This is a genomic window from Klebsiella sp. 10-1 (assembly GCF_009758445.1).
Taxonomy (GTDB): Bacteria; Pseudomonadota; Gammaproteobacteria; order Enterobacterales; family Enterobacteriaceae; genus Klebsiella; species Klebsiella scottii.
In genome coordinates this window covers 21,955-41,843 of sequence record NZ_WQRE01000009.1, presented here as the reverse complement: position 1 = coordinate 41,843, position 19,889 = coordinate 21,955, and the positions used below count along the sequence as shown (strand labels likewise).

General features: G+C 54.1%; 16 protein-coding genes. All 16 read left to right on the top strand.

What is annotated here, in order from left to right:
• Positions 1–978, top strand: coding sequence for a conjugal transfer pilus assembly protein TraU (gene traU, locus GO007_RS24870; protein WP_157349379.1), 978 nt, complete (start codon positions 1–3; stop codon positions 976–978).
• Between the two features lie 12 nt (positions 979–990).
• Entirely contained in the window at positions 991–1,620 is a 630-nt protein-coding gene (trbC, locus tag GO007_RS24865) for a type-F conjugative transfer system pilin assembly protein TrbC (RefSeq protein ID WP_095104625.1), read from the top strand.
• Positions 1,620–3,575 (top strand): type-F conjugative transfer system mating-pair stabilization protein TraN, encoded by a 1,956-nt coding sequence (gene traN / locus GO007_RS24860; RefSeq protein WP_095104623.1) that lies wholly within the window; start codon positions 1,620–1,622, stop codon positions 3,573–3,575. The genes trbC and traN overlap by 1 nt, the downstream gene beginning before the upstream one ends.
• Positions 3,576–3,590: 15 nt before the next feature.
• Positions 3,591–3,971, top strand: coding sequence for a hypothetical protein (locus tag GO007_RS24855; protein ID WP_095104621.1), 381 nt, complete (start codon positions 3,591–3,593; stop codon positions 3,969–3,971).
• Positions 3,940–4,188, top strand: coding sequence for a conjugal transfer protein TrbE (gene trbE / locus GO007_RS24850; RefSeq protein ID WP_157349377.1), 249 nt, complete (start codon positions 3,940–3,942; stop codon positions 4,186–4,188). Before GO007_RS24855 ends, trbE begins: the two co-directional genes overlap by 32 nt.
• A gap of 9 nt (positions 4,189–4,197) precedes the next feature.
• A complete protein-coding gene (locus GO007_RS24845; RefSeq protein ID WP_095104617.1) occupies positions 4,198–4,524 on the top strand; it encodes a hypothetical protein in 327 nt (108 codons plus the stop codon).
• A 22-nt stretch (positions 4,525–4,546) separates the two neighbouring features.
• A complete protein-coding gene (traF, locus tag GO007_RS24840) occupies positions 4,547–5,299 on the top strand; it encodes a type-F conjugative transfer system pilin assembly protein TraF (RefSeq protein ID WP_095104615.1) in 753 nt (250 codons plus the stop codon).
• A 10-nt stretch (positions 5,300–5,309) separates the two neighbouring features.
• Positions 5,310–5,546, top strand: a complete 237-nt coding sequence (gene traQ / locus GO007_RS24835) for a type-F conjugative transfer system pilin chaperone TraQ (protein WP_064386186.1) — start codon at positions 5,310–5,312, stop codon at positions 5,544–5,546.
• Positions 5,521–6,087, top strand: coding sequence for a type-F conjugative transfer system pilin assembly thiol-disulfide isomerase TrbB (gene trbB / locus GO007_RS24830; RefSeq protein WP_095104613.1), 567 nt, complete (start codon positions 5,521–5,523; stop codon positions 6,085–6,087). Before traQ ends, trbB begins: the two co-directional genes overlap by 26 nt.
• Complete coding sequence (locus tag GO007_RS24825; protein ID WP_095104611.1) at positions 6,080–6,466, top strand: hypothetical protein; 387 nt, start codon at positions 6,080–6,082, stop codon at positions 6,464–6,466. Before trbB ends, GO007_RS24825 begins: the two co-directional genes overlap by 8 nt.
• On the top strand, positions 6,441–7,823 hold the full coding sequence (traH, locus tag GO007_RS24820) for a conjugal transfer pilus assembly protein TraH (RefSeq protein WP_189339919.1): 1,383 nt from the start codon (positions 6,441–6,443) through the stop codon (positions 7,821–7,823). The genes GO007_RS24825 and traH overlap by 26 nt, the downstream gene beginning before the upstream one ends.
• Positions 7,823–10,645 carry a conjugal transfer mating-pair stabilization protein TraG gene (gene traG, locus GO007_RS24815; protein WP_095104607.1) on the top strand — a complete coding sequence of 941 codons (2,823 nt, stop codon included), beginning with the start codon at positions 7,823–7,825 and terminating at the stop codon, positions 10,643–10,645. Before traH ends, traG begins: the two co-directional genes overlap by 1 nt.
• A gap of 24 nt (positions 10,646–10,669) precedes the next feature.
• Positions 10,670–11,308, top strand: a complete 639-nt coding sequence (locus GO007_RS24810) for a hypothetical protein (protein WP_143350200.1) — start codon at positions 10,670–10,672, stop codon at positions 11,306–11,308.
• Positions 11,309–11,361: 53 nt separating this feature from the next.
• Entirely contained in the window at positions 11,362–12,033 is a 672-nt protein-coding gene (locus tag GO007_RS24805) for a tetratricopeptide repeat protein (protein ID WP_189339918.1), read from the top strand.
• A gap of 222 nt (positions 12,034–12,255) precedes the next feature.
• On the top strand, positions 12,256–14,550 hold the full coding sequence (traD, locus tag GO007_RS24800) for a type IV conjugative transfer system coupling protein TraD (RefSeq protein WP_095104603.1): 2,295 nt from the start codon (positions 12,256–12,258) through the stop codon (positions 14,548–14,550).
• On the top strand, positions 14,550–19,808 hold the full coding sequence (traI, locus tag GO007_RS24795; protein ID WP_095104601.1) for a conjugative transfer relaxase/helicase TraI: 5,259 nt from the start codon (positions 14,550–14,552) through the stop codon (positions 19,806–19,808). The genes traD and traI overlap by 1 nt, the downstream gene beginning before the upstream one ends.
• Positions 19,809–19,889 lie beyond the last annotated feature (81 nt).

Here is a 19,889-nt window from a genome sequence, read left to right as displayed (position 1 = left end):
CTGCTTTTCTTCACCACTGTGCTGTTGTGGGGGCAAAGTCTGAATGCCCTTGCCGACCCGTCCTGCGAGGGGCGCTTTGTTAACCCGATTTCCGATGTGTGCTGGCAGTGCATTTTCCCGATGTCCATCGGGAGTGCCTCTGTGGCGGCCGGTGGCGGCCCGGACACGGTTAATCCGGCCAGCCCTGTTCAAACGTGCCCCATGCCGCCACCGATTTTTTACCGTATTGGGATGGCGATAGGTTACTGGGAGCCGATGGCCCTGACGGATGTCAGCCGCTCTCCGGGGTGCATGGTGAATATGGGCGGGTTTAGCCTCAACCTGGGAAAAACCGGGATGGGGACCGCGAAAAAGGATGATAAGCAGGTCAACGGGGCCTTCTATCACGTGCACTGGTACAAATATCCGCTGACCAGCTGGCTCAGCATTATCACGTCGGCGGGTTGCCTGCAGGGCGGAGATATGGATATCGCCTACCTCTCTGAAATTGACCCGACCTGGGTGGACAGCAGCCTGACCACCATTCTGAACCCCGAGGCCGTTTTGTTTGCGAACCCGATTGCCCAGGGCGCCTGTGCCGCTGATGCCATTGCCAGCGCATTCAACAAGCCGCTGGACATCCTCTTCTGGTGTGCAGGCTCTCAGGGCTCGATGTATCCCTTCAGCGGGTGGGTCAGCAACGAATCCAGCCCGCTGCAGTCATCGCTGCTGCTGAGTGAACGCATGGCCTACAAGCTCCACCGGCAGGGACAGATCCTGGAGACCGTCGGGGCCGATGTCGCGGTCTGTTACGAATACCCGTCACCGATTATTCCCAAGGAGCGCTGGCGGTACCAGATGGTGAATATGTACCCCGACAGCGCGCAGTGCCATCCCCTGGGGCGAACGGTCACGCGCTGGGAGGTCGGGAAAAACCCGCCAGTAACCCGAAAGAACTTCGGCTATCTGATGTGGCGAAAACGTAACTGTGTCTACTGAAAGGAGTCTACTGTGAAATTACTGAACATACTGACGGTGATGCTGTTACTGACCCGTACCGTCACCGCGGCAGAGGGCGCAGTTTCGTCAGACCCGATGGCGGCGGATCGTCAGTGGCTTAAGCAGCAGGAGGATTTCAGCGAGCAGTTGCGCCGGCATCCGGATAAGGCGTTGCAGCAGGATCTTGAAGCACAAATCAGCCGTAACCCCCTTACCCGTTCAGATCAACAGTTCATCGATAATCTGGCCAGTCAGCAGCGGGAGTTGACCCGGGATAAGCCGGCGGAAGGTGCCGTGTATTTCATCTCCTTCTCAATACCGGACGAGGGGTTAAAACGGATGCTGCATGAAACCCACCGCTACGGTATTCCCGCCACGCTCCGGGGGCTCGTCAATAACGATATGAAAGCCACCACTGATGCGGTGATGGGATTGGTTAAAGCGGGGATCACCGAAGGGGTGCAAATCGACCCGACGCTCTATTCACAGTACAACATCCGCAGTGTTCCCGCGCTGGTTGTGCGCTGCAAAGCCGGTTTTGACGTCATACAGGGCAATATTCGCCTGAAGCAGGCCCTGGAAAAGGTGGTTGAGAAAGGGGATTGTGCAGAGACTGCCCGAAAACTGCTGGGAGGTGCCTGATGAAATCACTTCCCCTGATCCTGATGCTCCATATGTTCGTGCTCGGGACATTTATCTGGTTTACGGTTCCTGCCTGTGCTGACAGCACGTCCGATTACAAAGCGGGCGCTGATTATGCAAAACAGATACAGGGAAGCGGGACTGACGCGCTGAAGAATTTCAACGGGGCTGACACGCTGCCAGGGTATACCAGCAAACCGGCGCAGACGAAATATTACGGCGGCGTCTCCGCCAGCGGTGACAGTAACCTGAAAAGCGATTCCGCAGCGGAATGGGCCAGCAGTGATGTGGGGAACAGCATCACGGAGTCGTTTACTAACCGTCCCCCGGACAGTATTTCGGCCGACGCGCCATTCATTCAGGCGGCGAAAGAGACCGAGTCCAGAGCGGATTCGATTGTGGGGAATACCGGTCAGGCCTGTACGGCACAGGTGGTTAATCGTAGCGAGTTCACGAACCATACGTGCGAGCGGGATTTGCAGGTGGAGAACTTCTGCACGCGGGAGGCGACGCTGAAAGACAACGCCACGACGCAAAAGGTCAATCGTACATACCAGCAGGCCGTCCCGCTGTCTTTCACCCGGAACAGCACCCGATGGGGCGGGACGATGACGATCCCGTCGACAGGGCGCCTGTTAAGTGTATCCGTTGATGGTGAACCCCTTCCCGTTCCCTGGATTGATGAGTGTGACAACGAAGGAAAGGTCAGAGATAGCTGCAAGCTTGCAGTCAGTGAAAAAATCAGCCTCTTTGATAAAACATTCCCTGTCGATGTGATGACCTGGCCTAATACGATGTCGATATGTTCCGGTGGTCAGAACACACACTGTAGTTACCATTACTACGATGGTACCGGGAAAATTCACCAGTCTTTCAGCATGGACCGGAACGTTGTTGCAGGGCAGACCTTTGCGGTAACGAAAACGTCGAAAACCCAACCATCAATGAATGTTAAATCCATTCAGGTGACGGTCATACTGGTCATGGAAGAGACGGAAACCGTATTTGCACCAGAGGTGGTCTGGGTTGAAAGCTGTCCGTTCAGCAAGGACGAGGGCATGAAAACAGGCGAAGAATGTATCAGCCCGGGCGGGACGAAAACCCTCAACCTGGGCGGGAAGGCGTATTCCTTCACAGAAGCATGCTGGAAATACAAAGACACCTGGCTGACTCAGCCGGCGGATAACGGCTCCTGTGAAAACCTGATGAGTAATGCAGCCTGCACGCTCTCATCACGCCAGTGTGCATTCAGCGCGGAAGACGGGACCTGTTTGCACGAGTATGCGACCTATTCCTGTGAAACCCGGACCAGCGGTAAGCAGATGATCTGCGGCGGGGATGTGTTCTGCCTCGATGGCGAGTGTGATAAAGCGGTCAGCGGCACGAACAACGGCTTTGGACAGGCGGTTTCGGAGCTCGCGGCGCTGGCCGCCGCGGGTAAAGATGTTGCGGAGCTGAACGGGGTGGACGTCAGGGCATTCACCGGCAAGGCTAAATTCTGTAAGAAGTTTGCTGCAGGCTTCAGCAACTGCTGCAAGGACAGCGGATGGGGCCAGGATGTGGGCCTGGCACGCTGCAGCAGCGAAGAGAAGGCGCTGGCCAAAGCGAAAACCAACAAGCTGACGGTCAGTATTGGTGAGTTCTGCTCGAAAAAGGTGCTGGGGATCTGCCTGGAGAAAAAACGCAGCTACTGCCAGTTTGACTCAAAGCTGGCTCAAATAGTCCAGGAGCAAGGCCGTAATGGACAGCTGCATATTGGTTTCGGGGGCGCCAGCAGCCCGAACTGCCGGGGGATCACGATAGCAGAACTGCAGGGCATTAACTTTAATCAGCTGGACTTTACAAACTTCATGGAGGATTTAATCAATAACCAAAAAATCCCGGATAATGCGGAACTGACAGAGAAAACAAAGCAGCGAATTAAAGAACTCCTCACGCAGTCATCATCAAAATAAAAAAGGAAAGTAAACATGAAAACACATGGCCTTTTTAATAAGTACAGTAAAGGGAAAGTGCTTTATCCGTTTATCCTGGTATTTATCATATTAAGTGCGATGTCGTGGCTGAGCACCGGCGCGATGCCGATGTTAAAATCCGTTGTGCTATTTATTATTATCCTGGCGACTCCGCTGCTGATGGCCATGCTGGCCATGACACGCGGGGCGCTGATGTTTTTCCTGGGCGCGCTGGGCACTCAGTTTACCGTCGCCATGCTGGTCACGCTGTTTACCGCGTACAACCTGTCAGCGGCTGCCGGATTTGGTGCCGTTTCAATTGTCATCTACGTCCTCATCACGGGGTTCAGTGATGAAAAGACCGATGCCGGTAAGGAGGATAAAAGTGATAGTTAGCTTTGCTAAACATCCTGTTGTCGATTTTTCTCTGAGACTGGTGCTGACGATAATTATTATCTCCCCTGTGGTGTATTTTTCATGGGATGCCGTCAAAGGGACATCGGGCAGTGATTATATTGAGAGTGTGGTTTTTATCCTTATAGTCGGCTTTTTCTGGTTGATGAGTCACCTGTTTATTTCTGCTTTAGTAGGGATTTTGCAAAAAAGAAAATAAGGGGCAGGGATGAAAGAGAACAAATCATACGGGCTGGTGATCGTGTTTGTCGGCGTGTTTGTCGTTTTTCTGATCAGCATCATGTCTTACAGCCTGTGGCGGGATAAACAGATTAATGCGTTTCTGGCCACCAACCGGGCCTGGGGTATTCAGTGTGACAGGAGCTCGCAGGCTGCGTGGGTTATCAGGAACGGTGAACGTACGGCATTAGAAATGAATAATCTTACACTGTACTGCAACGGTTTCCGGTTTGAGGGACGCACTGACCCTGAAACGAAAACGGTCAGTCTCGATAAATACATCGTCTATCAACATATTTCACGCCAGCCGAATTAATTCAGTCAAAAAGGTATTCATTATGGGAAAACTACATGCCGCCATACTGGCGGGGTGCCTTTGTTGCACCCTGATGCCGGCCTGGGCGAAAGATGCGGGCTGGCAATGGTATAACGAGCAGCTAAAAAAAACAGACCCGGAAACGCCTGCCACGCCTGTGCCACCGCCGGCAAAGCAGGACATCCTTGAGAAGCTGGCGCAGCTGCAGACGGCCACAAAGCGATCGCTTTACGAGGCTATTCTTTACCCCTCATCTGACAATTTCGTGAAGTATTTCCGGCTACAGAACTACTGGACGCAGCAGGCTGGCCTGTTCTCGATGAGCGCGAAGAAGGCCATGCTGGAAAACCCCGAGCTGGACTACAACCTGCAGTACAGCCACTACAACGGCACCGTGAAAAACCAGCTGGCTGCCGACTACGCCGAACAGCGCAAGGCAATCTCCTCCCTGGCCCAGCACTATGGCGTGATGTTTTTCTACCGCGGCCGGGAGGCCATCGACGGGCAACTGGTCCAGGTCATTAAAAACTTCCGCGAAACCTACGGACTGAGCGTGATACCGGTCTCCGTCGACGGTGTGGTGAATCCCATGCTCCCCGACAGCCGGCTGGACCAGGGACAGGCACAACAGCTCGGCGTGAAGTTCTTCCCCGCGATGATGCTGGTCAATCCCAAAAGCGGGCAGGTTAAACCCCTCAGTTACGGCTTTATCAGCCAGGACGACCTGGCGAAACAGTTCCTCTATGTCTCCAGCGACTTTAAACCCAATTTTTAAGGAGTGTGTCATGCGAAAGATTCGGTTCCCTGATTTGGATATTACGGGAATGTGGGTGCTGGCGGTGGGCGTGTTTTTCCACCTGATTGCCAGGCTCGTCAGAAAACAGCCTGAGCTGGCCGTTCAGGCCGGGGAGATTCTGGGGTTGGGTATGGTGATATTTGGTGGATACCGAATTCTGAATGCCCTGATTGCTGAAGCAGAAAAACAGGAGAAGGCCCGTGAAAAGCAACCTGAAGACAATTAGGGCGGGTATCACAACGGCGGCCCTGCTGCTGGCACTTTCTCCCGTGACCTGGGCCGGTACGCTCGATGAAGTGAAATCTCTCTGGGACCCGCAGGGCATAACAGGTTCGGCACCGGCGTCGTCCGCTGGCGCACCCACGTCCGCGAAGCCGGTCTCTCAGGCCCGCTGGTACCGGCTCAGCAACGGCAAACAGGTCAATCTTAGCGACTGGAAAGTGGTGTTGTTTATGCAGGGGCACTGCCCGTACTGCCATAAGTTTGACCCGGTTCTGAAGCAGCTGTCCGGACAATACGGATTCTCGGTGTTCTCTTACACGATCGACGGACAGGGGGACGAGTCGTTCCCTGAAGCCCTGCCGGTACCGCCTGACGTGATGCAGACTTTTTTCCCGAATATCCCGGTGGCTACCCCGACCACGTTTCTGGTGAATGTGAATACGCTGGCGGCCTGGCCGATTCTGCAGGGCGCCACCGATGCTCAGGGGTTTATGGCCAGAATGGATACGGTATTTCAAATGATGGGGACGCCCAATAATGGATAACCTAATCAGTAAACCCTCAGAAGAAAGTTTTAATAAAGTCAGAGAACATACCGCGGATGTCAGGAAAAGACTGAGAGTTTTTCTTTATTTGTTTTTTATGTTTGTAGTCGCTGCTTTTAGCTTGTGGTTTATGACGGATAAGTTTTTTGACTGGCTGACCGTTGAATTGCTATCCAGAGGCGTAACGGTAGAGAAAAATATAAAAGACCTCTGGAATATCTTGAAAAATTTTGTTCCGTTTATATTTCTTTCGCTATCTGCTGGCTGCCTTGCGGTTTATATCTTTTTTGGTTTGCTGAATTCTTTATCGTACGCCCTGGATTTCGTGCTTTTCAAATGGACAAGAAACAATAATGGAGGTGGCAAGGATGAGAATTAAACCGCTGTCATTGTTTTGTGGTGTGCTGCTGGGGATGTCATTCACTGCTGCCGCTGATGTGAATGGCGATATGAATAATTTCTTCAATAAGCTGGGGTTCGCTTCTAATACCAGTCAGCCCCAGGTCTGGCAGGGACAGGCGGCGGGTTACGCTTCCGGCGGTTCGCTGTATGCCAGAACACAGGTGAAAACGATCCAACTGGTCAGTATGACCCTGCCGGATATCAATGCCGGTTGCGGCGGCATCGATGCGTATCTGGGTTCGTTCTCCTTTATCAACAGCGAACAGATACAGCGCTTCGGCAAACAAATTATGAGTAATGCCGTTGGCTACTTTTTTGACCTGGCGCTGCAGACCACTGTACCCGAAATCAAGACCGCAAAGGACTTCCTGCAGAAGATGGCCAGCGACATCAACAGCATGAACCTCAGCAGCTGCCAGGCCGCGCAGGGGATTGTCGGAGGGCTGTTTCCTCGCACCCAGGTGGCGCAGCAGAAGGTCTGCCAGGATATCGCGGGCGAGAGCAATATCTTTTCGGACTGGGCCGCGTCCCGACAGGGCTGTTCGGTAGGAGGGCAGATGGACAAGGTGCAGGACAAGGCCAGCGACAAGGACAAGGAGCGTGTGATGAAGAACATCAACATCATGTGGAATGCCCTGTCCAAAAACCGGCTCTTCGACGGCAATAAAGAGCTGAAAGAGTTTGTTATGACGCTGACCGGTACCCTTATTTTTGGCGAGAACAGTGAAATTACGCCGCTGCCGGCACGGACCACGGATCAGGACCTGATTAAGGCGATGATGGAGGGGGGATCAGCAAAAATTTACCACTGCAATGATTCCGATAAATGTCTCAAGGTGGTTGCGGATGCGACGGTAACTATAGCCGCAAACAAGGCGCTGAAGAACCAGATTTCCACGCTACTGAGCAGCATCCAGAACAAGGCTGTGGCGGATGAAAAACTGACGGAACAGGAGAAAGGGTTTATTTCCAGCACTACCATCCCGGTCTTTAAATACCTGGTTGACCCGCAGATGCTCGGGGTCTCGAATACCCTGCTTTACCAGCTGACGGACTATATCGGCTACGACATCCTGCTGCAGTACATTCAGGAGCTGATCCAGCAGGCCCGTGCAATGGTCGCAACCGGAAACTACCCGCAGTCGACGATGGACATGATCCTCGAGAACCTGAACCAGGCGAGTGTGCAGATTGCCGCTTTTCAGTCCCGGGTACAGGTGCAGCAGGACGCGCTGCTGGTCGTTGACCGGCAGATGAGCTACATGCGTCAACAGGTATCCGCCCGCATGATGACCCGCTACCAGAACAACTATCGATTTGGAGGAAGCCTCTGATGCTGGAAATCTACACGATAGCCGGCGGCGACTGGTTTCGGGGTAACCTGAATGCCATTGCCGCTTTCATGAGTACCGGTACCTGGTCCTCCATCGAGAAAATGTGTATCGCCTTTTCCGTGCTGATTGTCGCCTGCAGCTGGGTGAAAAAGCATAACGTTATGGATCTGGTCGGCTGGGTGTTTGCCCTGACGCTGGTCTCGATGCTGGTCGTCATTCGCAAACCAGTGCAGATTATCGACTACAGTAATGTCTCTCAGGTCTATCAGGTCGACAACGTCCCGATAGGCCTGGCTATTCCTGCCTCGCTGACAACACGCGTCGGGAATGCGCTGGTACAGAGCTATGAGATGATTTTCTCCCTGCCCGACAGCGTGACGTACAGTAAAACAGGGATGCTGTTTGGCAGTAATTTAATCGCTAAAAGCACCGACTTTTTATCGCAGAACCCGGAGATCACCACGTTGTTCTCCGACTATGTGCAGAACTGCGTCATGGGCGACATTTTCCTCAACCATAAGTACTCGTTTGAGGAACTGCTGAATTCCTCTGATCCGTACACCATTATTTTCTCTAACCCCAGCCCGCTGCGCGGGGTATTTGATAAAAATAATCAGTTTAAAACCTGTCAGGAAGCCTCCCGTGATTTGAAATCAGCCTTGGCGCTGGATTCTCAGACCGGCGGGAAAACCTGGAACTACTATGTGCGCCAGCTCTTTGGTGGCAAACCCAACCCGGACCTGCTGTTCAGCCAGATGATCGGTGACAGCTATAACTTCTTCTACAGCTCGGGGCAGAGCGCGGGACAGATAATCCGCCAGAATGTCACCATGAATGCCCTGCGCAGCGGTATTCAGAGCTACGCGGCCCGCAGTGGTGATACGGCCAGCCTGGTGAACATCGCCAACACCTCTTCGCTGGAGAAACAACGCCTGGCACAGGCGACAATGGGCCACCAGGCATTACGCTCCCTGCCGTTGATGCAGACGGTCGTGATGGGGATCATGATTGGCCTGTTTCCGATCATGGTGATGGCCGCCATGTTCAACATGATGACAATGCAGGTCATCAAGGGTTACTTTTATGCGCTGATGTGGCTGCAGTCCTGGCCTCTGCTGTACGCCATTCTGAACAGTGCGATGGCGTATTATGCGAAGCAAAATGGAGTACCGGTGGTTCTGTCTGAACTCTCTCAGGTCCAGCTGAAAAACTCGGATATTGCAACGACCGCGGGCTACATCTCGATGATGATCCCTCCCTTAACCTGGGCCATGATTAAAAGTATGGGGGCAGGGTTCTCCAGCGCGTACAGCCATTTTGCCTCGTCGGGCCTCAGCTCGACGTCGCAGGCCTCTTCCAGCGTGGTAGACGGGAATTACTCGTTTTCGAATATGCAGACGGACAATGTCAGCGGAAACAGCTGGAACACCAACAGTTCAACGGCATTTGGACAGATGTCCCGGCAACTGGGGAACGGAGGCATGGGTACACAGACCCGGGATGGTTCGATGGTCTGGGACAGCAGCGGCGCGATGTCAAAACTGCCGGTGGATATTAATGTAGGCCGGCAGATAGCCAGTGCCCAGCAGCAGATGGCACGGGAATCTGACGTCCAGGCAGAGAGCTCTCTGCAGGGCTATAACAGTAGCGTGACCAGCGCCTGGAACAGCCTGAAGCAGTTTGGCACAAATATGGGGACCAGCGCTTCCATTACGTCAGGCGCTGATAATACTGAGTCGTCGCAGGATTCGATGGCCAGAAGTAAAATGTGGAATGCTGTTGTTTCTAATGCAAAAGCCAACAACATCAGCAATGAAGAGTCTTTCCAGCAGTTGATGGATAAGTCAACGAAAGGGTCTGTATCTGGTGAAATTTATGGCAGCGCTAAAGTAAGCGGTGGTTTTGAAGTTTTCGGTACTGGGGGACGAGCGGAAGTCGGTGGAAAAGCTTCAATAACTGGCACTGCTAGTACTGGTTCAACAGATACGGTTGGACAATCTGGCCGTCATTCAGAAGACAGTCGTCATGATATAAGTAGTCAGGCAGCAAAAGACTTTAAAGAGGCGTCTGATTATATTACCAGCCATAAAACCAGCACTTCTGGTAATACAACAGATAATAATGCCAGCTCCCGCGTGGACCAGTTCTCTGCGTCACTTTCCAGTGCGAAAAACAGCTACGACCAATATACAAACAGCCGTACACGTAGCCATGAATTCAGTGAAATGGCGTCGCGTACCGAAAGCATGAGCGGCCAGATGAGCGAGAATCTGACGCAGCAGTTTGCTAACTTTGTCCAACAACGTTCTCCGCAGAATGCGGAAGCTATCCTGACAAATACCAGTTCGCCGGAAGTGGCAGCACAACGTGAGGCCCTGGCGCGTGAATTCGTCAAAGCGCAGGTTGAGCCAAAGGTTGATGGTGCTTATCAACAGGGACGAGAGGCAATTGGCCAGAACATGTCTGGTGTATCAGGCGGTGGCGATCGTGGCACAGTGATGGCGGATTACGGGCAGAATAGTGGAAATATAAATTCGATGACTAGGGATGCAGGGATTAAAGAGAGCGTAGACCAGAGCGTAGAAGGGATGATTGCTGAGAATAAACAAGCACATCTGGAAACCAGTAATAAGATAGCCCAACAGGGCGGTGAGGTGAGAAAACAGCAGACCGATCTGGAAAATCACCACAAATCAGAAGGAAATAAATTTGAAAGTGAATATAATACCAGAAAGGAAGCGCAAGAGTTAATTCCCGGGGCCGATACCCGAGATGAGTTGACGAAAAAATCTCTCGATTTCCAAGAGAGACATAAACGTTAAGTATAGGCGTTTTAGGGAGAGGGTGTGAAAATTTTTTTTATGTTGTTGATGGTATGTTTCTCATGTTTATTACATAGCATTTCCCCATTCGCTGTTATTTTTCTTATCGCTATGTCAGTAATTTGGTTAGGCATTTTTGAGTATGTGAAATATGTTGTTCAGAGGAGAGGGAGGTATCCTTCTCCTTGTGAGAAAAACTTAAAGTACATGGCTTTTGTGTTTTTATCTGTACTAATTCACCCTGCTCTTTGTTTAATGCTTGTGTTTTTCTTTCATCCATTTTATCTCAGTAGGCGCCTGTGGTTGAATCCTCAAGTAAATATAATCTCTGTAAACCGTAGCTGTGTTAATTATCGTAGTTACAGTAATGACTCTTCATTTTCGTCGGGGGAGCATGATTTCCGGCTTGTAACAAGTGGCAACATTATTGGCGGTTCTTCATCTTATTGCTCAGGTTGCGTTACAGGTTCTCTAATCGATATAAGTCACGATGTTTTTTCTGTTGATGCTGAATACGATTCAAAATGTGGAGGTGACATATTCAGCGGCACGGGGTTTGATTGTGGGTTTCATGATACAAATCCTGCGAGTGGGATGCCAATGATCGGTGGGGTCGATATTTGCGGAGATCTCTATGGTATTAACAGTCACACGGATTACTGAGCGGGAAGTTTTTAAATTTTAAATGCTAAATTTAGATGCAAGGAGATATCGATGTGAAAAAAAGTAATGTCTTAATTGGTGCGATTTTTATTTTTACTCTCTTTAATGCACTGGCAAACGATGACTACTATAGCAAGACTAAGAAAGATGCTATTGCAGGGGATGCCCAAGCACAATTCAAAATGGGTAGGATGTATATGATAGTGTCCGGGGATTATGAAAAGGCCTTCTATTGGCTTGGTAAGGCGGCAATGCAAGGCAACGCTGAGGCGCAGGCAGATATGGGGTCATTCTATTTTTACGGGAAAGGGGTTAAGAAAAACCTCAAAAAAGCTGAGGAATGGTTTGTTAAAGCCTCCCGTAATGGTGACCCAAGGGCGCAAAATGATTTGGCAATGTTGTATTCGGAATCAGATTCTCGCGATTCACGCTGTAATAGGATACTGGAGCTTTTAAATGCCTCAGCAGGTAAAGGCTATGATATGGCATATCTTAATATCGGCAATTACTACTTACGGGGAGTCTGTGTAGAGCGTAGTATGAGTAAAGCGGTAGACTGGTGGGAAAAGGCATCTGATAAAGGAAACGGTCAGGCTGAATTCAATCTATATGTTTCATACTCTAACGGTAGTGGGGTGTCTATGAACCAGCATACCGGTTATGTATATCTGAGGAAATCGTGTGAGCACGGCTATAAACAAGCCTGTGATATAATGAATAAATAAGCTTCTCTAATTTTTTGATAATATTATCCCGGCTTAATCTGCAGAGTTGGGATATTTTTTCCTACTTGCTCTCTACCTCTACTCAACGGTGAGCGGGTGCGCAATTTATTTGTGCATCTGTGAGGCGTTGCCGCCATCGGCGGAACGATGTAATGACCTTCTGTCGGATATTTCATTATGTCCGGCATTCCTTCCTCAATGGTCTGCTGACGGATTATTGCCATGAGTTTTAATGCCAAAGATATGACGCAAGGCGGTCAGATTGCCAATATGCGTTTTCGCATGTTTGGCCAGATTGCCAATATTATATTCTATGTGCTTTTTATTATTTTCTGGGTGTTGTGCGGGTTGATGCTGATGTACCGGCTCAGCTGGCAAACTTTCGTTAACGGCTGCGTCTACTGGTGGTGTACGACACTGGCGCCCATGCGCGATATTATTCGCTCCCAGCCGGTCTATACGATTAACTATTATGGGAAGTCGCTGGAATATAATTCGGAGCAAATCCTTGCCGATAAATATACCATCTGGTGCGGTGAGCAGCTCTGGACCAGCTTCGTTTTTGCCGCCATCGTGTCGTTGACCGTCTGTATTGTGACGTTCTTTGTCGCCAGCTGGGTACTGGGCCGCCAGGGGAAACAGCAAAGCGAAGACGAGAATACCGGAGGGCGCCAGCTTTCCGATAAACCAAAAGAAGTGGCCCGCCAGATGAAACGCGATGGGGTGGCCTCCGATATTAAAATTGGCGATCTGCCTATTCTTAAATACTCTGAAATCCAGAACTTCTGTCTTCACGGTACGGTCGGCTCAGGTAAATCCGAAGTCATCCGCCGGCTGCTGAATTACGTGCGTGCACGTGGTGATATGGCCATTGTCTACGACCGTTCCTGCGAGTTCGTTAAAAGTTATTACGACCCATCCTTAGATAAGATACTCAACCCACTGGATTCCCGCTGTGCTGCCTGGGATATATGGCGCGAATGCCTGACGCTACCGGATTTTGATAACGTCTCTAATACGCTTATCCCGATGACGTCAAATGATGATCCCTTCTGGCAGGGCTCTGGCCGCACCATTTTCTCTGAAGGTGCCTACCTGATGCGAGAAGACAAAGACCGCAGCTATGAGAAGCTGGTTAATACCATGCTGTCCATCAAAATCGACAAGCTGCGCGCGTACCTGAAAGATACGCCGGCAGCCAACCTGGTGGAGGAAAAGATTGAGAAAACGGCTATCTCCATTCGTGCCGTACTGACCAACTACGTCAAAGCCATTCGCTATCTGCAGGGGATCGAGAAAAACGGTGAGCCGTTCACTATTCGCGACTGGATGCGCGGTGTTCGTGAGGACCAGCCCAACGGCTGGCTGTTTATCTCCTCCAATGCGGACACGCATGCGTCACTGAAGCCGGTTATCTCGATGTGGCTGAGTATTGCCATTCGTGGGCTTCTGGCTCTGGGGGAGAATCGTAACCGCCGTATCTGGGTATTTGGCGATGAGATACCCACGCTGCACAAACTGCCGGACCTGGTCGAAATCCTGCCTGAAGCCCGTAAGTTTGGTGGCTGCTTCGTGTTTGGTATCCAGTCTTATGCCCAGCTCGAAGATATTTACGGCGTGAAGCCCGCGGCGACGCTGTTCGACGTGATGAACACCCGTGCCTTTTTCCGCTCCCCAAGTAAAGAGATTGCTGAGTTTGCCGCCGGCGAAATCGGTGAGAAAGAAATCCTCAAGGCCAGCGAGCAGTACTCTTACGGTGCGGACCCGGTGCGTGACGGCGTGTCGACCGGCAAGGAAAAAGAACGGGAAACACTCGTTAGTTACTCCGACATCCAGACGCTGCCTGATCTGTCCTGCTATGTCACCTTGCCGGGCCCGTATCCGGCAGTGAAGCTGGCTCTGAAATACAAATCCCGGCCGAAAATCGCCGAGGGATTTATTCAGCGCCGTCTCGATGCGCGCGTGGATGAAAGACTCAGTGCTCTGCTGGAAGCCCGGGAGGCAGAGGGCAGTCTGGCCCGTGCGTTGTTCACGCCGGATGAGCAGGTGTCTGAGCCGGCCGAATACGAAGGAAACCCCGACGTTCAGCCTGAGCTGGCTAAGCCTGCAGGAGGCAGCATATCGCCTGCGTCGGTAAAAGCACCGCCGACGGCGAAAACGCCGGCAGCCGATGAATCCGGTAAGACGCCTGAAGCCCCGGCGTCTCCTGCTCCTGCCACGCAAGTCACGAACGTTCCGTTAAGCCGGCCTGTAGCTGCGGCAGCGGCATCCACTTCCGGTGCGACTGCTGTGCCTGCGGGTGGGACGGAACAGGTACTGGAGCAACAGTCCGCAGAACAGGGTCAGGATATGCTGCCAGCCGGGGTGAATGATGCGGGTGAAATTGAAGACATGGACGCGTATGACGCCTGGCTGGCGACTGAGCAAACACAGCGTGATATGCAGCGACGCGAAGAGGTCAATATCAATCACAGCCGCAGCGAGCATGATGATATTGAGGTGGGAGGGAACTTCTGATGATGTCGATTGGTTCGGTAAAGTCCGCGGGGAGCGCCGGCAATTACTATACAGACAAGGATAACTATTACGTTATCGGGAGCATGGATGAGCGCTGGCAGGGAAAGGGGGCGGAGGCGCTGGGGCTGGACGGGAAGGTGGATAAGCAGGTATTCACGGACCTGCTGAAAGGGAAGTTGCCGGACGGCAGCGACCTGACCCGGATGCAGGATGGCGTGAACAAACACCGGCCAGGTTACGATCTGACCTTCTCCGCCCCCAAAAGCGTGTCTGTCATGGCCATGATCGGCGGGGATAAGCGCCTGATTGATGCCCACAATCAGGCCGTTACCGAAGCCGTAAAACAGATTGAAACGCTGGCTGCGACCCGGGTCATGACGGACGGAAAAAGTGAAACCGTGCTGACCGGTAACCTCATTGTGGCGAAATTCAACCACGATACGAACCGTAATCAGGAGCCCCAGTTGCATACCCATGCCGTGGTGATCAATGCCACGCAGAACGGCGATAAATGGCAGTCGCTGGGGACCGACACGGTCGGTAAAACCGGCTTCATTGAGAACGTGTATGCCAACCAGCTCGCTTTTGGAAAAATATACCGTGAAGTGCTGAAACCCCTGGTGGAAAAGCTCGGGTATGAAACCGAAGTCGTAGGCAAGCACGGCATGTGGGAAATGAAAGAGGTGCCGGTCGAGCCTTTTTCCACCCGCACCCAGGAGGTCAGGGAAGCCGCAGGGCCCGATGCGTCCCTGAAGTCCCGGGATGTCGCCGCGCTCGATACCCGTAAATCCAAAGAAACCCTCGACCCGGCAGAGAAGATGGTCGAGTGGGTGAATACCCTCAAAGAGACCGGGTTCGACATGCGCGGTTACCGCGAGGATGCCGATAAGCGCGCGACAGACATCGCCGGCGCGCCCGCCAGTCCGGTGAAAACGGACGTCCCCGATATCAGCGATGTGGTGACGAAGGCGATTGCCGGTCTCAGCGACCGCAAGGTGCAGTTCACGTATGCCGACCTGCTGGCCCGCACGGTCAGCCAGCTGGAAGCCAAACCCGGCGTGTTTGAGCAGGCGAGGACGGGTATCGATGCGGCGATTGAACGTGAGCAGCTGATCCCGCTCGACCGCGAGAAAGGCCTCTTTACCTCAAACATCCATGTCCTGGACGAATTATCCGTTAAAGCGCTGAGCCAGGAGATCCAGCGCCAGAATCATGTTTCCGTTACGCCAGATACCGCTGTTGTGCGCCAGTCACCGTTCAGCGATGCCGTCAGTGTGCTGGCCCAGGACCGGCCAACAATGGGAATTGTCTCCGGCCAGGGCGGCGCGGCTGGCCAGCGTGAGCGGGTGGCTGAGTTAACCCTGATGGCCCGGGAGCAAGGGCGAGATGTGCACATCATTGCGGCTGACAACCGATCGCGGGAGTTTCTGTCTGCGGATGCGCGGCTGGCAGGGGAAACGGTGACCGGGAAATCTGCCCTGCAGGACGGAACCGCCTTCATCCCGGGCGGGACACTTATCGTTGACCAAGCGGAGAAGATGAGCCTGAAGGAAACGTTGTCCATGCTGGATGGCGCCATGCGTCATAACGTTCAGGTCCTGCTCTCCGACAGCGGGAAGCGCAGCGGTACCGGCAGCGCGCTGACAGTACTGAAAGAGAGCGGGGTAAATACTTATCGCTGGCAGGGCGGAAAGCAGGCGACTGCGGACATCATCAGTGAGCCGGAAAAGGGCGCGCGTTACAGCCGCCTGGCGCAGGAGTTTGCCGCCAGCGTACGCGAAGGGCAGGAAAGCGTGGCGCAAATCAGCGGGAGCCGTGAACAGGGCATACTGAACGGGCTCATCCGGGAAACGCTCAAAAGTGAGGGCGTACTGGGTGAGAAGGATATGACGGTCACCGTGCTGACGCCGGTCTGGCTGGACAGCAAAAGTCGCGGTGTCCGGGACTACTACCGGGAAGGAATGGTGATGGAGCGCTGGGACCCGGAAACCCGAATGCATGACCGTTTTGTGATCGATCGGGTGACCGCCAGCAGCAATATGCTGACCCTCAGGGACAAAGAGGGGGAACGTCTGGATATGAAGGTTTCTGCCGTCGACAGCCAGTGGACGCTGTTTCGGGCCGATAAGCTACCGGTAGCGGAAGGTGAACGTCTGGCGGTGCTGGGGAAAATTCCTGAGACGCGGCTGAAAGGGGGCGAGGGTGTCACGGTACTGAAAGCGGAGGGCGGGCAGCTGACAGTGCAGCGCCCCGGGCAGAACCCCCCCCAGACCCTGGCTGTGGGCGCCGGACCGTTCGACGGTATCAAGGTCGGGCACGGTTGGGTGGAAAGCCCCGGCAGGTCGGTCAGCGAGACGGCAACGGTCTTTGCCTCGGTGACGCAGCGTGAGCTGGATAATGCCACGCTGAACCAGCTGGCGCAGAGCGGCAGCCATATCCGGCTTTACTCCGCACAGGATGCGGCCCGCACTACAGAGAAGCTGGCGCGTCATACCGCCTTCAGCGTGGTCACAGAGCAGCTGAAGGCCCGTTCTGGCGAGACAGAACTGGATGCGGCCATTGCGCAGCAAAAAGCAGGCCTTCACTCCCCGGCAGAGCAGGCCATTCACCTTTCCATTCCCTTACTGGAAAGCAACAACCTGACCTTCACGCGTCCGCAGCTGCTGTCCACAGCAATGGAATTCGACGGGGGATGTAAGGTCCCTATGGTGGATATTGACCGGTCCATTCACGCGCAGATTAGGGCGGGCAGTCTGCTGAGTGTGCCGGTGGCGCCCGGTCACGGCAACGACCTGCTGATTTCCCGCCAGACCTGGGATGCAGAAAAGAGTGTGCTGACCCGGGTACTCGAAGGGAAAGCGGCGATGCAACCGCTGATGGACCGCGTGCCGGCCAGCCTGATGACGGACCTGACCTCCGGACAACGTGCGGCGACCCGCATGATCCTGGAGACATCTGACCGCTTCACGGTCGTTCAGGGCTATGCCGGGGTGGGGAAAACAACCCAGTTCCGGGCGGTGACAGGTGCCATCGACCTGCTGCCGGAAGAGACCCGCCCGCGCGTTATCGGTCTCGGTCCGACACACCGTGCGGTCGGGGAAATGCAGAGCGCCGGCGTGGATGCGCAGACCACCGCCTCGTTCCTGCACGACACGCAGCTCCTGCAGCGTAATGGCCAGACACCGGATTTCAGCAACACGCTGTTTCTGCTCGATGAGAGCTCGATGGTGGGGCTGGCAGACACCGCGAAAGCCCTCTCCCTGATTGCGGCCGGAGGAGGACGCGCGGTACTCAGCGGTGATACCGACCAGCTGCAGTCCATTGCGCCGGGGCAGCCGTTCAGGCTGATGCAGCAGCGCAGCGCCGCGGATGTGGCCATTATGAAAGAAATCGTGCGCCAGGTACCGGAACTGCGACCGGCGGTCTACAGCCTCATTGACCGGGACGTGAACAGCGCGCTGACCACGATTGAACAGGTCACCCCGGAGCAGGTGCCGAGAAAAGCGGATGCCTGGGCGCCGGAGAATTCCGTCACGCAATTCACCCCCGCGCAGGAGAAAGCGATAGAGGTCGCGCTGAAAAAGGGAGAAAGCGTGCCGGCAGACCAGCCCACCACACTGTACGGGGCGCTGGTGATGGACTATACCGGCCGTACCCCGGAGGCGCAGTCACAGACGTTGATTATCACCCATCTCAATAATGACCGCCGGGCGCTGAACAGCCTTATACACGATGCACGGCTGGAGAACGGTGAAGTCGGGAGGGAAGAAGTTACCCTGCCGGTGCTGGTCACGACCAACATTCGCGACGGTGAACTGCGCAGACTGTCGACCTGGACCGCTCACTATGGGGCCGTGGCCCTGGTTGACAATGCCTACCACCGTATCGGGAGCGTGGATAAAGAAAATCAGCTTATCACCCTGACAGGCAGTGAAGGAAAGGAGCGGTTTATCTCTCCTCGTGAGGCGTCGGTGGAGGGCGTGACGTTATATCGCCGGGAAGACATCACCGTGTCTCAGGGTGACCGTATGCGCTTTAGCAAAAGCGATCCAGAGCGCGGGTACGTCGCCAATAGTGTATGGGAGGTGAAATCTGTTTCTGGTGACAGTGTCACGCTCTCAGACGGAAAAAATACCCGCACACTGAATCCGATGGAGGATGAAGCCCAGCGACACATTGATCTCGCGTACGCCATCACGGCCCACGGGGCGCAGGGTGCCAGCGAGCCGTATGCGATAGCGCTGGAAGGCGTGGCGGGTGGGCGGAAGCAGATGGCCAGTTTCGAATCCGCCTATGTCGGGTTATCGCGTATGAAACAGCACGTCCAGGTCTACACCGACAATCGGGAAGGGTGGATCGAAGCCATTCAGGCCTCCCGGTCGAAAGCCACGGCCCACGATATTCTTGAGCCACGTAACGACCGGGCAGTGAAAACCGCGGACCAGTTGCTCAGCCGGGCTCGCCCCCTGGATGAAAGCGCGGCAGGACGGGCAGCACTGCAGCAGTCGGGGTTGGCGCGCGGAAAGTCCCCGGGGAAATTCATTTCGCCGGGCAAAAAGTACCCTCAGCCGCACGTGGCGTTGCCGGCATTCGACAAAAACGGGAAAGAAGCCGGTATCTGGCTCAGTCCGCTGACGGATAGCGACGGACGTCTGCAGGTGATCGGCGGTGAAGGGCGCGTCATGGGTAACGAAGACGCCCGGTTTGTGGCGCTACAGGGCAGCCGGAACGGGGAGAGTCTGCTGGCAGAGAATATGGGCGAGGGCGTCAGGGTGGCTCGCGAGCATCCTGACAGCGGCGTGGTGGTTCGCCTTGCCGGCGATGACCGCCCCTGGAATCCGGGGGCGATCACCGGCGGAGGCATATGGGCAGACAAGATAACCCAGGCTCCAGGGGCTGATCCCGTTGAGATCCCACTCCCGCCGGAGGTGCTGGCGCAGAAAGTGGCTGATGAGGCACAACGGCAGGAAGTGGAGAAACAGGCGGAGCGAACTGCCCGGGAAGTCGCCGGAGAAGACGATAAACAGCGGGGACCTGAGGGCCAGGTTAAGACGGTTATTGATGATGTTATCCGGGGGATGGAGGGACAAAAAACGCAGGGAGAACGGCTGACCCTGCCGGACGATCTGGAGGGAAGGGAGAAGGCCCAGGCGGTACAGCAGGTGGTTTCCGAAAATCTCCAGCGAGACCGTCTGCAGCAGATGGAACGGGATATGGTCCGGGATTTGAATCGAGAGAAAACGCTCGGGGGCGACTGACGCGCCTGCGGCTTGTCTGCTCCGGCATCCTCCCCGATTAAAATCGGGTACCTTGCCGGGGCGCTGTTAAAAGGAATCGAA

What these genes read in the sequence shown, in the direction of transcription:
- traN (WP_095104623.1), top strand. Translation starts at nt 1,620, where the DNA reads ATGAAATCACTTCCCCTGATCCTGATGCTCCATATGTTCGTGCTCGGG.
- GO007_RS24855 (WP_095104621.1), top strand. Translation starts at nt 3,591, where the DNA reads ATGAAAACACATGGCCTTTTTAATAAGTACAGTAAAGGGAAAGTGCTT.
- trbE (WP_157349377.1), top strand. Translation starts at nt 3,940, where the DNA reads ATGCCGGTAAGGAGGATAAAAGTGATAGTTAGCTTTGCTAAACATCCT.
- GO007_RS24845 (WP_095104617.1), top strand. Translation starts at nt 4,198, where the DNA reads ATGAAAGAGAACAAATCATACGGGCTGGTGATCGTGTTTGTCGGCGTG.
- traF (WP_095104615.1), top strand. Translation starts at nt 4,547, where the DNA reads ATGGGAAAACTACATGCCGCCATACTGGCGGGGTGCCTTTGTTGCACC.
- traQ (WP_064386186.1), top strand. Translation starts at nt 5,310, where the DNA reads ATGCGAAAGATTCGGTTCCCTGATTTGGATATTACGGGAATGTGGGTG.
- GO007_RS24825 (WP_095104611.1), top strand. Translation starts at nt 6,080, where the DNA reads ATGGATAACCTAATCAGTAAACCCTCAGAAGAAAGTTTTAATAAAGTC.
- traH (WP_189339919.1), top strand. Translation starts at nt 6,441, where the DNA reads ATGGAGGTGGCAAGGATGAGAATTAAACCGCTGTCATTGTTTTGTGGT.
- traG (WP_095104607.1), top strand. Translation starts at nt 7,823, where the DNA reads ATGCTGGAAATCTACACGATAGCCGGCGGCGACTGGTTTCGGGGTAAC.
- traD (WP_095104603.1), top strand. Translation starts at nt 12,256, where the DNA reads ATGAGTTTTAATGCCAAAGATATGACGCAAGGCGGTCAGATTGCCAAT.
- traI (WP_095104601.1), top strand. Translation starts at nt 14,550, where the DNA reads ATGATGTCGATTGGTTCGGTAAAGTCCGCGGGGAGCGCCGGCAATTAC.